Origin of the sequence: Aeromonas media (assembly GCF_020423125.1) — a bacterium.
In the GTDB taxonomy this organism is placed as follows: Bacteria; Pseudomonadota; Gammaproteobacteria; order Enterobacterales; family Aeromonadaceae; genus Aeromonas; species Aeromonas media.
Genome location: NZ_CP075564.1, coordinates 4,068,093 through 4,080,495, shown reverse-complemented (window position 1 = coordinate 4,080,495; position 12,403 = coordinate 4,068,093). Strand labels below are relative to the sequence as shown.

12 protein-coding genes and 1 riboswitch are annotated in these 12,403 nt (G+C 63.3%); of the genes, 9 read left to right on the top strand and 3 right to left on the bottom strand.

Annotated features, from left to right (window positions below; translation table 11 throughout):
* Positions 1-111: 111 nt before the first annotated feature.
* Both KI797_RS18900 and KI797_RS18895 read right to left on the bottom strand, forming a co-directional pair.
* Entirely contained in the window at positions 112-1,341 is a 1,230-nt protein-coding gene (locus KI797_RS18900) for a sensor histidine kinase (RefSeq protein ID WP_226173179.1), read from the bottom strand.
* Between the two features lie 29 nt (positions 1,342-1,370).
* Positions 1,371-2,039: a response regulator transcription factor gene (locus tag KI797_RS18895; RefSeq protein WP_043130682.1), complete on the bottom strand. Its 669-nt coding sequence runs from the start codon at positions 2,037-2,039 to the stop codon at positions 1,371-1,373.
* A 90-nt stretch (positions 2,040-2,129) separates the two neighbouring features.
* Between KI797_RS18895 and KI797_RS18890 the strand changes: the two genes are divergently transcribed.
* The 8 genes from KI797_RS18890 (at position 2,130) to thiH (ending at position 10,093) form a co-directional block, all read left to right on the top strand.
* A complete protein-coding gene (locus KI797_RS18890; RefSeq protein WP_226170613.1) occupies positions 2,130-2,546 on the top strand; it encodes a hypothetical protein in 417 nt (138 codons plus the stop codon).
* An 85-nt stretch (positions 2,547-2,631) separates the two neighbouring features.
* A complete protein-coding gene (locus KI797_RS18885; protein WP_226170612.1) occupies positions 2,632-3,117 on the top strand; it encodes a hypothetical protein in 486 nt (161 codons plus the stop codon).
* A 72-nt stretch (positions 3,118-3,189) separates the two neighbouring features.
* Positions 3,190-3,303: riboswitch (TPP riboswitch) on the top strand.
* A gap of 266 nt (positions 3,304-3,569) precedes the next feature.
* The gene (gene thiC, locus KI797_RS18880) at positions 3,570-5,564 is read left to right on the top strand and encodes a phosphomethylpyrimidine synthase ThiC (protein WP_319003232.1); all 1,995 of its coding nucleotides are present in this window, start codon (positions 3,570-3,572) and stop codon (positions 5,562-5,564) included.
* Positions 5,561-7,120, top strand: coding sequence for a thiamine phosphate synthase (thiE, locus tag KI797_RS18875; protein ID WP_226170611.1), 1,560 nt, complete (start codon positions 5,561-5,563; stop codon positions 7,118-7,120). Before thiC ends, thiE begins: the two co-directional genes overlap by 4 nt.
* Positions 7,110-7,889 carry a HesA/MoeB/ThiF family protein gene (locus KI797_RS18870; RefSeq protein ID WP_226170610.1) on the top strand — a complete coding sequence of 260 codons (780 nt, stop codon included), beginning with the start codon at positions 7,110-7,112 and terminating at the stop codon, positions 7,887-7,889. Before thiE ends, KI797_RS18870 begins: the two co-directional genes overlap by 11 nt.
* A gap of 2 nt (positions 7,890-7,891) precedes the next feature.
* Positions 7,892-8,092, top strand: coding sequence for a sulfur carrier protein ThiS (gene thiS, locus KI797_RS18865; protein ID WP_226170609.1), 201 nt, complete (start codon positions 7,892-7,894; stop codon positions 8,090-8,092).
* A 1-nt stretch (position 8,093) separates the two neighbouring features.
* Positions 8,094-8,861 carry a thiazole synthase gene (locus tag KI797_RS18860; RefSeq protein ID WP_005331001.1) on the top strand — a complete coding sequence of 256 codons (768 nt, stop codon included), beginning with the start codon at positions 8,094-8,096 and terminating at the stop codon, positions 8,859-8,861.
* Positions 8,862-8,878: 17 nt separating this feature from the next.
* A complete protein-coding gene (thiH, locus tag KI797_RS18855; protein WP_226170607.1) occupies positions 8,879-10,093 on the top strand; it encodes a 2-iminoacetate synthase ThiH in 1,215 nt (404 codons plus the stop codon).
* A 610-nt stretch (positions 10,094-10,703) separates the two neighbouring features.
* On the opposite strand, the gene KI797_RS18850 is transcribed toward thiH, so the two are convergent.
* A complete protein-coding gene (locus KI797_RS18850) occupies positions 10,704-11,180 on the bottom strand; it encodes a hypothetical protein (RefSeq protein WP_226170605.1) in 477 nt (158 codons plus the stop codon).
* A 34-nt stretch (positions 11,181-11,214) separates the two neighbouring features.
* On the opposite strand from KI797_RS18850, the gene KI797_RS18845 reads away from it, so the two are divergent.
* Positions 11,215-12,195, top strand: coding sequence for an IS5-like element IS5 family transposase (locus KI797_RS18845; RefSeq protein ID WP_226172994.1), 981 nt, complete (start codon positions 11,215-11,217; stop codon positions 12,193-12,195).
* Positions 12,196-12,403: the final 208 nt, after the last annotated feature.

The window sequence follows — 12,403 nt, the reverse complement described above, 5'->3', positions numbered from 1 at the left end:
GGGCGCCCTCGGGCGCCTTGTTGCTATCTGGTCGGGTGGGCGGCGGGCTTGCCGGGGAGTGTCTGTTGTCTCCCTTCTCCCCTCGGGGGAGAAGGGCCGGGGATGAGGGGGCTATGCCTTCGTGGGTTCGCTGGTGATCATTGCCAGCCTGGCACTGAAGACACCATCCTCCAGCCGGGTCTCTATCTGCCAGTCCAGCTTCTCGCAGATGCGCTGGATGATGGTGAGGCCGCAGCCGTAGCCCAGGATCTGATCCGGCGCCGCCGCCGTCGGGTTGCTGATGGTGAGCACCTGCCCCTGAAGCGCGATCTCGATGTGACCCTCGGCGTAGCTCAGGGCATTCTTCAGCAGGTTGCCGAGCGCGATGGCGAGCAGGGAGAGGGGGGCCCGCACCTCGCTCTGCTCGTCCAGATTGAGGCGGATGTCGAGGTTCTCCCGCTGCAGCAAGGGGGCGAGGCGCGCCAGCTCCCGCTGGATCAGCGGTGCCACCCATTGCGGGGGGCGCTCGACCGCCTCCTTGCGCCCCAGCAGCAGGAAGGTCTCGGTGAGCAGGGCCATCTCGTCGCTGGCGGCGCGAATGCGGCTGGCGGCCCGGGCGGCGGGGGCGGGCAGGTCGGTCACCTTGCCGAGCAGGGCGGCCGAGCCCTGGATCACCATGTTGGGAGTGCGCAGCTCATGGCTGGCGAAACGGCTGAACTCCTGCTCCCTGGCGAACACGGCGGCCACCTCGTGCTTGCCCGCCAGCAGCGCCAGCTCGATCTCCCGCAGCTCCTGCCAGGGGGCGTCCGGCATGAAGTCGACCTGATCCGGGGTGAGGTGGGCGACGCGCTGACGCAGCCTGTCCAGGGGGCGGGTGATGTGGCGTACCAGCCAGATGCCGAACGCTATGCAGCCGAGCAGCAGGGCCAGCCCGATCAGCCGGGTGACCAGGTGCAACCTGTCTTCGTAAGGATCCAGGTAGTCGTCGGCGTCGTCGTTGAACACCAGATAGAGCAGGCCCTTGCCCGAGGGGTGTGCGTGCACCAGGAAGTGTTTGTCCTCCTCGCCGAGTTGGTGCTCGAAGAAGCCGGGGGTCTGGTAGGGTTTCAGCCAGGCAGGCAGGCGTCCCGCCTCCGTCCAGTAGCTGGAAAACTGGCGCGGGCTGGGGGCGGGGGCCGCATGGCCGAGCCGCAGCCAGTCATCGTTGTAGCGGGTGACCTCAGCCTCCAGCCAGTGGCGCAGGCTAAGCTCTTCCATCTTGTCCTCGGCCACCACCATCAGCAGGCTCAGGATCAGCAGCAGCAACAAGCCGGCCCCGCCCAGCGCCAGGATCAGGCGCTTGCGCAGGCTCGGCAGATTCAAGGCTTGCTGGCTTGGGGGGGCAGGGGGGCTCATGGTTTGACCAGCCGGTAGCCCTGGCCGTGCAATGTCTCCAGCATGGGACTGGGGAAGGGCTTGTCCAGGGCGTTGCGCAGGGCATAGATGTGGCTGCGCAGGGCGTCTGAGTCGGGCTCCTCATCGCCCCAGACGGTGTCGAGCACCTCCTGGCGCGTCACCAGATGGGGGGCCCGTTTCACCAGCAGAGTGAGGATCTGGAACGGAATCTTGCCGAGCTTGAGCTCCACCCCGGCGCGGGTGGCGCGGCCCGCGGCGGGATCCACCTCCAGCTCGCCGAACGCCAACGCCCCCATGTCGCTGCGGGGGCCGCGCAGGGCCAGGGCCTGCAACCGCACCTCCAGCTCCTCCATGGCGAACGGCTTGACCAGGTAGTCGTCGCCCCCCGCCTTGAAACCTGCCAGCTTGTCGTCCAGGCTGTCGCGAGCGGTGAGAAAGAGCACGGGGGTGGCGATGCCGTCCGAACGCAACCGCTCGACGGTGCGCAGGCCGTCCAGGCGCGGCATCATGACGTCCATGATGATGACGTCGAAACGTTGCTCGGCCAGCAGTTGCAGGGCTGCCTGGCCGTGATAGGCGCAGTCTACCCTGTGCCCGGCCAGCTCCAGATAGTCCATGACGGTCTCAGCCACCTGAGGACTGTCTTCCACCACCAGTATTTTCATGCTCTGATCTCCTGGTTTGGGCCGGCATTTCACGGCCATTTCACACCGGATGAGACATCCTGTGTGCCAGTGTAACCCCGAGGATCCCCGATGAAGAAGTCTCTCTGCGCCCTCTGGCTATTGATTTTATTGCCCTTTGGTCTGGTGCAGGCGGCCGAGTTCAAGCTGACCGGCCGCACCAGCTGGCAACTGGGCCAGTTGATGGTCAACGGCATTCCCTTCGTGATCGATGAGCAGACCCGCTTCAAGGATGGTCTGGACGAAGACGATCTCGGCGGTACCTGGGTCGATCTGGAAGGGGTGATCGAGGGAGACAGGCGGCTGGTCCGCGAGGTGGAGCCGCTGGAAGAAGAGCATGAGATGGAGCTGGAGGGGCCGGTGGAAGGGGGCCGGGTCTGGGGCTATGTCACCTCGGATGAGAGCCTGACCCCCTTCGAGGGGCGCTGGCTGGAGCTGGAGTGCAGCTTCGATGGCATGCGTCTGAGCCGCTGCCGGGAGGACGACTGAGCCGCCGCACCAGTGAACCGGAAAAATTGCCCGTCCAGGCCCATAGTTAAACCTCCTCGCCGGGTTGACCATGGGCCTGTTTGCTATGACCAGAACCGCCTTGTTCCTGCTGCTCTCCTTTCACGTCCTTGCCGACGAGCCCGAGCTCTGGCTGGTGGAGCTGGAGCACAACGACGGCCTCCGCCTGCAGTTCCAGGGGGCCGAGCTCGAGCTCGGCAGCGCCGCGCTGCACGGCGTAGTGCAGTATGACGATCTGAGGCCTGGCATGCACCTCGCCATCCAGAGCCGCTACGGCGTTGCCGAGCAGATCCGGCTGCGCACGGCTGAGCCGGATCCGGTGCAGAGCGCCCAGTGGCGGCGGGCGGAGGACAATCTGCTCGCCAGCACGGGTCAGACATTGTTGCTGCAGCAACTGGGGGTGCTGGTGTTTGATGCCGGCACCCGCTGGGTGAACGGCAGCCGCGCCGATCTGCAACCGGGCCGCCGGCTGGTGCTGAGCCGGGATGATGCTGGCCGTCTGACCGAGATCCTGATCCCCAACCCGGAGGACACACTCGATCCCGATGAGTGAGCCGCGTCTGCGGCTGGTTGTTCTTTCCCCTTGTTAATGACTTGTACTTTAAAATTCCCCACTTATACTGGCGCCATCTTGTCGGAGTGCTGACCGTCGAACGACGCAAAGCTGAGACCGTTAATTCGGGATCCGTGGAACCTGATCAGGTTAAGACCTGCGAAGGGAAACAAGGGTAACTTGCGAGTTGCCGCGCCGGGGGAGTAGCCACTTCCCCCTTGCCAGGAGGGGAACCCCGGGCAAGAACAGGCGCACAGGAGGGAGGTCGTCCCACCGCTTGCCCGCCAGGGCGGCGAATGTCCCCCACAAGGGGGCGGGACGGCAGAGCAGGGATGATCCATCCCGCGCTCGCTCCCTCTTGAGAGCACACCCAGATTGCAAGTTCATCACTTCTCCTCGAACTCCAGACAAGCAAACACCCATAACTTCAACCAGTTAATGTGAGTTTTGCTATGTCTACCTCTTCTGAAAACAGCAAGTCCGTGCCCGCCAGCCGCCGGGAGCAGCGCTCCAGTGCCCAGGCCTTTATCGACAACCTCAAGGGCATGGCCCATCCCAACTCCAGACGCATCTTCATTCAGGGTTCCCGTCCCGATATCCGGGTGGGGCTGCGGGAGATCGTCCTGGCCGACACCTTCGTCGGCGGCAGCAAGGAAGAGCCCCAGTTCGAGCCGAACGATCCCGTGCCCGTCTACGACACCTCGGGGGCTTATGGGGACGAGAGCGCCGAGATAGACGTGCGCCGCGGCCTGCCGCGCCTGCGTGAAGCCTGGGTGCTGGAGCGTGGCGACACCGAAGCCCTGGATGATCTCAGCTCCGCCTTCACCCAGGAGCGTCTCGCCGACGAGGGGCTGGATCACCTGCGTTTCGATAATTTGCCCAAGCCGCTGCGCGCCAAGTCGGGTCGCCGGGTGACCCAGCTGCACTATGCCCGTCAGGGGATGGTCACCCCGGAGATGGAGTTCATCGCCATTCGCGAGAACATGGGTCGCGAGCGGGTGCGCTCCGAGCTGCTGCTGCGCCAGCATCCGGGTCAGGGCTTCGGCGCCCGCCTGCCACAGAACATCACCCCCGAATTTGTGCGCGATGAAGTGGCTGCCGGCCGCGCCATCATCCCGAGCAACATCAACCATCCGGAAGCCGAGCCCATGATCATCGGCCGCAACTTCCTGGTGAAGATCAATGCCAACATAGGCAACTCGGCGGTCACCTCCAGCATCGAGGAGGAGGTGGAGAAGCTGGTCTGGTCCACCCGCTGGGGCGCCGACACCGTCATGGATCTCTCCACCGGTCGCTACATCCACGAGACCCGCGAGTGGATCCTGCGCAACAGCCCTGTGCCCATCGGCACCGTGCCCATCTATCAGGCGCTGGAGAAGACCAACGGCATCGCCGAGGATCTCACCTGGGAGCTGTTCCGCGACACCTTGCTGGAGCAGGCCGAGCAGGGGGTGGATTACTTCACCATCCACGCCGGCGTGCTGCTGCGCTACGTGCCCATGACCGCCAAGCGCCTCACCGGCATCGTCTCCCGTGGCGGCAGCATCATGGCCAAGTGGTGCCTGTCCCACCACAAGGAGAACTTCCTCTACCAGCATTTCCGCGAGATCTGCGAGATCTGCGCCGCCTACGACGTGGCGCTTTCCCTGGGCGATGGCCTGCGTCCCGGCTCCGTCTATGACGCCAACGATGAGGCCCAGTTCGCCGAGCTGCACACCCTGGGGGAACTCACCAAAATCGCCTGGGAGTACGACGTCCAGGTGATGATAGAGGGGCCGGGTCACGTGCCCATGCACATGATAGAGCGCAACATGACGGAGCAGCTCGAGCACTGCCACGAGGCGCCCTTCTACACCCTGGGCCCGCTCACCACCGACATAGCCCCCGGCTACGATCACTTCACCTCCGGCATAGGCGCCGCCATGATCGGCTGGTACGGCTGCGCCATGCTCTGCTACGTCACCCCCAAGGAGCACCTGGGGCTGCCGAACAAGGAGGACGTCAAGCAGGGCCTCATCACCTACAAGATCGCCGCCCACGCAGCGGATCTCGCCAAGGGGCACCCGGGCGCCCAGATCCGCGACAACGCCATGTCCAAGGCGCGCTTCGAGTTCCGCTGGGAGGATCAGTTCAACCTGGCGCTGGATCCCGAGACCGCCCGTGCCTACCACGACGAGACCCTGCCCCAGGAGTCCGGCAAGGTGGCCCACTTCTGCTCCATGTGCGGCCCCAAGTTCTGCTCCATGAAGATCACCCAGGACGTGCGTGACTATGCGGCCAAGCTGGAAGCCGTCGAGGTGAAACTGGTGGGCATGGATGGCCAGCAGGAACGGGTGGTGGCGGAGGTGGAGAGCGGGATGCACCGTATGGCGGAGACCTTCAAGGAGAAGGGGGGCGAGCTCTACCATCAGGCGGCGGCCCTCAAAGAGGAGCGGGAAGAGGCATGAGCAGCAAGCCCATCGTCTGGACCATAGCCGGTTCAGATTCCGGGGGCGGTGCCGGCATTCAGGCCGATCTGCACAGCCTGCACGCCCTCGGGGTGCACGGCTGCTCCGTCATCTCCGCCATCACGGCCCAGAATTCGGTGGCGGTGAAGATGGTGGATCCTGTGCTGATGCAGACCTTCTGCGCCCAGATCGACGCCCTCGGCGTCGATCTGCCCCCGGCCGCCATCAAGATCGGTCTGCTGCCGACCAGGCTCCACGTGGAGGTGCTGGCCCGGCGGCTCGATACGATAGGTGTCCCCTTCGTGGTCTATGACCCCGTGGCTATCGCCAGCACAGGCACCCCCATGGCGGAGCCCAACATGCTGGCGGCGGTGCGTGAGCACCTGTTGCCAAGGCTGTCGCTCATCACCCCCAACGGCCCCGAGCTGGAAGCCCTGACCGGCATTCCGGCGACCAGCCCCGCGCTGGTAAGAGCGGGCGCGGCCAGGCTGCGGGAGCTCGGTGCCCGCGCCGTCCTGGTGAAGGGCGGTCACCTTGAGTGGGGCGGGGATCTCTGTCTGGACTACTACCAGGATGAGCACCGCGAGTTCTGGCTCGCGGCGCCGCGCCTGAATACCCGCCATGGCCACGGCACCGGCTGCTGTTACGCCAGCGCCATCGCCGCCGTGGTGGCGCTGGATTACCCGGTGGAAGACGCCATCACCCTGGCGCGCGCCTACCTGCAACAGGGGTTGGCGGCAGCGCAGGGAGTGGGATCGGGCCCCGGCCCTATCGCCCATCTCGGCTGGCCCGGGGATCTTGCTCATTTCCCCCGCGCCGTGCTGGCGGGATCAACGCTGGATCGCCGCTTCGGCCTGCATGAGACAAGCAGCGCTCGCCTGCCCCAGGGGCCTTTTGTCTCGACCGAACACTGTCTCGGCCTCTATCCCGTGGTGGATTCGGTGCAGTGGCTGGAGCGGCTGCTGGAAGCCGGGGTCAGGACACTGCAACTGCGCATCAAGGATCTGCCCGCCGATGCAGTGATGCCCGCCATTGCGGCGGCGGTGGCCCTGGGGAGCCGCTTCGGGGCCCGGCTCTTTATCAATGATTACTGGCAGCAGGCCATCGAGGCGGGTGCTTACGGTGTGCATCTGGGTCAGGAGGATATGGAAACGGCGGATCTCGCCGCCATCCAGGCCGCCGGGCTGCGCCTCGGCATCTCCACCCACGGCTACTTCGAGCTGATGCGGGCCCGCGAACTCGCCCCCTCCTATATAGCGCTTGGCCATATCTTCCCCACCAATACCAAGGCGATGCTGTCCCGCCCCCAGGGGCTGGTGCGGTTGCACCACTACCGCGCACTGATGGCGCAGTGGCCAACTGTCGCCATCGGCGGCATCGGCGAGGAGCGGGTCGCGGCTGTCAAGGCAAGCGGGGTCGGCAGTATCGCCCTGGTCTCCGCCATCACTGGGAGTGACGACTGGCGGGGGGCCACGGCTCGTCTGCTGGCTGCCGTGGGGTCCGGGGATCCGGCGCGCTCCGCCATAGCAGCGCAGGAGGTGGAACATGCTCTCTGACGAGGCGTCGCTGAGCGACGAAGAGTACCTGAGATACGGCAGGCAGCTGATGCTGGCCGAGATTGGGGAAGATGGGCAGGTGAGGCTCAAGGGCAAGTCGGTGCTGATCGTCGGCCTGGGCGGCCTCGGCTCACCGCTTGCCCTCTATCTCGCCGGGGCCGGGGTGGGGACGCTCTGGCTCGCCGACGGCGACACCCTGGATTCCAGCAACCTGTCGCGCCAGATCCTGTTCGACGGGGAGGGGCTGCGCCGCTCCAAGGCGGAGCTGGCCCGGGAGCGATTGGCGGCCCACAACCCCTATGTCGAGCTGATCGCCATCAACCAGCGTCTCGATGGGGCCAGCCTACCCGGCTTCGTGGCCGAGGTGGATCTGGTTGTCGACTGCTGCGACAACCTCGCCAGCCGCCACGCCATCAACGCCGCTTGCGTCGAGCAGGGCAAGCCCTGGATCTCGGCGGCCGCCGTCGGCTGGCAGGGTCAGCTGATGGTGCGCAGCGCCCCTGAGCATGCCTGCTACGCCTGCCTCTACCCGGCGGATACCGCAGTAAGGGAGAGCTGCCAGAGCAGCGGCGTCACCGGCCCCCTGGTGGGCGTGATGGGCTCATTGCAGGCGCTGGAAGCACTCAAGCTGCTGCTCGGGCGCCCCAGCCCGGTGGCGGGCACCCTGCGCCGCTTCGATGCCCTGGCCCATGAGTGGCAGACCCTGCGCCTGCCCGCCGACCCCGACTGCCCGGTCTGCGGCAGCACCAACCCGGCCCTGAAGGATTAGCCATGAAGATCCGATTGAACGATATCGAGCTGACGCTGCCCACCGGCCAGCGCCTGACTGAGTTGCTGGCGATGCAGGAGATTGCTCCCCAGGGGGTGGCGGTGGCCCTCAACGGCGCCGTGTTGCCCCGCAGCCGCTGGCCAGACACCCGCCTCAATGACGGGGACGAGATCCACCTTTTCACTGCCATCGCCGGAGGCTGAGATGCTGACCATAGCGAACCATACCTTCTCATCGCGCCTCTTTACCGGCACCGGCAAGTTTGCCCGCCCCGACTTGATGGCGGCCGCCATAGCGGCGAGTGGCTCCCAACTGGTGACCATGGCCATCAAGCGCCTCGAGCCCGGCAAGCGCCACGACGATATCCTCAGCCCCTTGCTCAAACTCGGGGTCAAGCTGTTGCCCAACACCTCGGGCGCCAAGACCGCCGCCGAGGCGGTATTTGCCGCCCACCTGGCCCGAGAGGCGCTGGGGACGAACTGGCTCAAGCTCGAGATCCACCCCGATCCCAAATACCTGCTGCCCGACCCCATAGAGACCCTCAAGGCCGCCGAACAACTGGTGAAAGAGGGCTTCGTGGTGCTGCCCTATTGCGGCGCCGATCCCGTGCTCTGCAAACGGCTCGAAGAGGTGGGCTGCGCCGCCGTGATGCCGCTGGGCGCCCCCATCGGCTCCAATCAGGGGCTGGTGACCCGGGAGTTTCTCTCCATCATCGTCGAGCAGGCCAAGGTGCCCGTGGTGGTGGATGCGGGGATAGGCGCGCCGAGCCACGCCGCCGCCGCCTTCGAGCTGGGGGCCGATGCGGTGCTGGTCAACACGGCGATTGCCGTGAGTGGGGATCCGGTCGCCATGGGCCGTGCCTTCGCGCTGGCCTGCGAGGCCGGTCGCAGCGCCTATGAAGCGGGCCTAGGGGTGCGCGGCAGCCAGGCCCAGGCCTCCAGCCCTCTGACTGATTTCCTGGGGGCGCTATGAGTCATGAGGCTGGAACGATGAGTGACTTCGAGCCTTTCGCACCACCCCAAGTGCGCCCGAGTGATAGCTCCCCTCTCCCTTTGGGAGAGGGGTTGGGGGTGAGGGCTGAGGAGCCTTCCTTTATCGACCGCTGGCAGGAGCTTGACTGGGACGACGTGGGCCTGCAGATCCGCGCCAAGACGGCCCTGGATGTGGAGCGTGCCCTGAGCGCACCACGCCGCACCCTGAGCGATTTTATGGCGCTGATCTCCCCGGCCGCCGAGCCCTTCCTGCCCCGGATGGCGGAGCTGGCTGAGCGCCTCACCCGCCAGCGTTTCGGCAACACAGTGGGCTTCTACGTGCCGCTCTATCTGTCGAACCTGTGCGCCAACGACTGCTCCTACTGCGGCTTCTCCATGAGCAACCGCCTGAAGCGCAAGACCTTGAATAGCGAAGAGATCGAGCGCGAGTGTCTGGCCCTCAAGGCGCGTGGCTTCGACAGCGTGCTGCTGGTGACCGGCGAGCACGAGACCAAGGTGGGCATGGACTACTTTCGCGAGCATCTGCCGCGGATCCGCCGCCACTTCAGCACCCTGGCGATGGAGGTGCAGCCCCTGTCGCAAGCCGAATACGCCGAGCTCAAGACCCTGGGGCTGGATGCCGTCATGGTCTACCAGGAGACCTATCACGCCCCCGCCTACGCCCGCCATCACCTGCGCGGCAACAAGCAGGACATCGCGTGGCGCCTCGCCACCCCGGATCGGCTGGGGCGCGCCGGCATCGACAAGATTGGCCTCGGCGCCCTGATCGGCCTGTCACCGGACTGGCGCGCCGACAGCTACTTTGTGGCCGAGCACCTCGCCTGGCTGGAGCGCCACCACTGGCAGAGCCGCTATTCCCTCTCCTTCCCGCGCCTGCGCCCCTGCACCGGGGGGCTGGAGCCAGAAGTGAGCATGTCGGATCGCCAGCTGGTGCAGCTTATCTGCGCCTGGCGCCTCTTCTCGCCAACCTTGGAGCTGTCGCTCTCCACCCGGGAGTCCCCTGCGTTTCGCAACGGCGCCCTGCGCCTTGGAATCACCCAGATGTCGGCGGAATCGCGCACCCAGCCCGGCGGCTATGCGGAGGGAGACAAGGAGGAGCTGGAGCAGTTCGCCATCCACGACGACAGGTCGGTAGGGGAAGTGGCCGCTGCCGTGCGGCAGGCCGGGTTGCAGCCGGTGTTCAAGGATTGGGAGGCGTTTTTGGGCCGATAGGGGCGGCCACGCCCCCCTTTGCCGGTGGCATCCGGCGTCCAGCCAGACTCCGTGCCTGTGGCGAGCAGGCACGGCCTTGCCATGTAATCGTAGGGTCGATTAGCCGATAGGCGTAATCGTCCGGGGGATAGTCGATGGCACGGCTTTGCCGTGCAGGACGCGAGGCCGCTGGCCTCGAAGGGGTTTCGCCCGCCCTTCGGGCTTGGGCGAGTAACTTTTCTTTGCGTGGCCAAAGAAAAGTCACCAAAAGAAAGGCCACCCCCGCTTATTCGCCCGACTTCGTCGGGTTCCTTCGGCTCACCCGCTTGTCCGACGGCACGCGCCGACGGGCCTTTGGCCTTCGCCATCCATGGCTTCGGCCAAAGCCCGCTTCGAACATCCTTGTTCTCGCGCCAAATCGGGTCGAGCTGTGCTCGCCCTTTTCCGATTTGGCCCATGGCCCGGCGCCGCTCGCTCGACATCCTGTCTCGCGGCCTGGACAAGCGGGCTCGCCTCAGCGAATAAGAGGGGGAACCAAAACCGTGCCCGCCATAACCTCAGGGAGTGGTCGTAGGGTGCAATTCACTTCGCTTATTGCACCCTACGGTAATACACCCTGTGAGGACGAAATTTAAGCATCTATTTCTCTTAAATCTTCGATTATTGGGGTGAGCCATCCAACAACTTGAGAAGTGAAAATTTCCCATGAGGGGTGTTTAGATGCTAGATCCACAATCCGAGCTAATCCTACAGAACGTTCAATTCCGAGAAAGTCAATAATTTTGGATAAATAGTTGTGAGCATCTTGTTCAAATACAATCGTTCTTGCTGTATCAATGATTTCTTGATAATCGTTATCTAGCTCATTATCGTTAATTTCAGTTAGCATAGAGTGGATGTGTCGTTCTGGATTAAACCCCTCCGGCAAAATAAATTCTGAAATTTTAGATAAAGCATTCCCCCTCAAATCTACAGCTCTACGGTCATCACCACTAATTACTTTATTGATGGCATTTTCTTTCTGCTCTACCGTTCTATAGACATCCCCATCCAAGATGTAGATGTTTCTGCTAAGGAAGGTGCGAACAAGTCCCTGATATGAGATCATGTTTGTCATCTGGAGCCATGGAACAGGGTTCATCATGAGTCATCAACTTACCTTCGCCGACAGTGAATTCAGCAGTAAGCGCCGTCAGACCAGAAAAGAGATTTTCTTGTCCCGCATGGAGCAGATTCTGCCATGGCAAAACATGGTGGAAGTCATCGAGCCGTTTTACCCCAAGGCTGGTAATGGCCGGCGACCTTATCCGCTGGAAACCATGCTACGCATTCACTGCATGCAGCATTGGTACAACCTGAGCGATGGCGCGATGGAAGATGCTCTGTACGAAATCGCCTCCATGCGTCTGTTTGCCCGGTTATCCCTGGATAGCGCCTTGCCGGACCGCACCACCATCATGAATTTCCGCCACCTGCTGGAGCAGCATCAACTGGCCCGCCAATTGTTCAAGACCATCAATCGCTGGCTGGCCGAAGCAGGCGTCATGATGACTCAAGGCACCTTGGTCGATGCCACCATCATTGAGGCACCCAGCTCGACCAAGAACAAAGAGCAGCAACGCGATCCGCAGATGCATCAGACCAAGAAAGGCAATCAGTGGCACTTTGGCATGAAGGCCCACATTGGTGTCGATGCCAAGAGTGGCATGACCCACAGCCTAGTCACCACCGCTGCCAACGAGCATGACCTCAATCAGCTGGGTAATCTGCTGCATGGAGAGGAGCAATTTGTCTCAGCCGATGCCGGCTACCAAGGGGCGCCACAGCGCGAGGAGCTGGCCGAGGTGGATGTGGACTGGCTGATCGCCGAGCGCCCCGGCAAGGTAAGAACCTTGAAACAGCATCCACGAAAGAACAAAACGGCCATCAACATCGAATACATGAAAGCCAGCATCCGGGCCAAGGTGGAGCACCCATTTCGCATCATCAAGCGACAGTTCGGCTTCGTGAAAGCCAGATACAAGGGGTTGCTGAAAAACGATAACCAACTGGCGATGTTATTCACGCTGGCCAACCTGTTTCGGGCGGACCAAATGATACGTCAGTGGGAGAGATCTCACTAAAAACTGGGAATAGCGCCTTAAATGGCGAAGAAACGGTCTAAATAGGCTGATTCAAGGCATTTACGGGAGAAAAAATCGGCTCAAACATGAAGAAATGAAATGACTGAGTCAGCCGAGAAGAATTTCCCCGCTTATTCGCACCTTCCTTAGGCATTTTAATTTTTTAATGTTTATGGAGTTTATAGTTTGCCCTGTAATAGTTTTTACC

What these genes read in the sequence shown, in the direction of transcription:
- KI797_RS18895 (WP_043130682.1), bottom strand. Translation starts at nt 2,039, where the DNA reads ATGAAAATACTGGTGGTGGAAGACAGTCCTCAGGTGGCTGAGACCGTC.
- KI797_RS18890 (WP_226170613.1), top strand. Translation starts at nt 2,130, where the DNA reads ATGAAGAAGTCTCTCTGCGCCCTCTGGCTATTGATTTTATTGCCCTTT.
- KI797_RS18885 (WP_226170612.1), top strand. Translation starts at nt 2,632, where the DNA reads ATGACCAGAACCGCCTTGTTCCTGCTGCTCTCCTTTCACGTCCTTGCC.
- thiC (WP_319003232.1), top strand. Translation starts at nt 3,570, where the DNA reads ATGTCTACCTCTTCTGAAAACAGCAAGTCCGTGCCCGCCAGCCGCCGG.
- thiE (WP_226170611.1), top strand. Translation starts at nt 5,561, where the DNA reads ATGAGCAGCAAGCCCATCGTCTGGACCATAGCCGGTTCAGATTCCGGG.
- KI797_RS18870 (WP_226170610.1), top strand. Translation starts at nt 7,110, where the DNA reads ATGCTCTCTGACGAGGCGTCGCTGAGCGACGAAGAGTACCTGAGATAC.
- thiS (WP_226170609.1), top strand. Translation starts at nt 7,892, where the DNA reads ATGAAGATCCGATTGAACGATATCGAGCTGACGCTGCCCACCGGCCAG.
- KI797_RS18860 (WP_005331001.1), top strand. Translation starts at nt 8,094, where the DNA reads ATGCTGACCATAGCGAACCATACCTTCTCATCGCGCCTCTTTACCGGC.
- thiH (WP_226170607.1), top strand. Translation starts at nt 8,879, where the DNA reads ATGAGTGACTTCGAGCCTTTCGCACCACCCCAAGTGCGCCCGAGTGAT.
- KI797_RS18850 (WP_226170605.1), bottom strand. Translation starts at nt 11,180, where the DNA reads ATGATCTCATATCAGGGACTTGTTCGCACCTTCCTTAGCAGAAACATC.
- KI797_RS18845 (WP_226172994.1), top strand. Translation starts at nt 11,215, where the DNA reads ATGAGTCATCAACTTACCTTCGCCGACAGTGAATTCAGCAGTAAGCGC.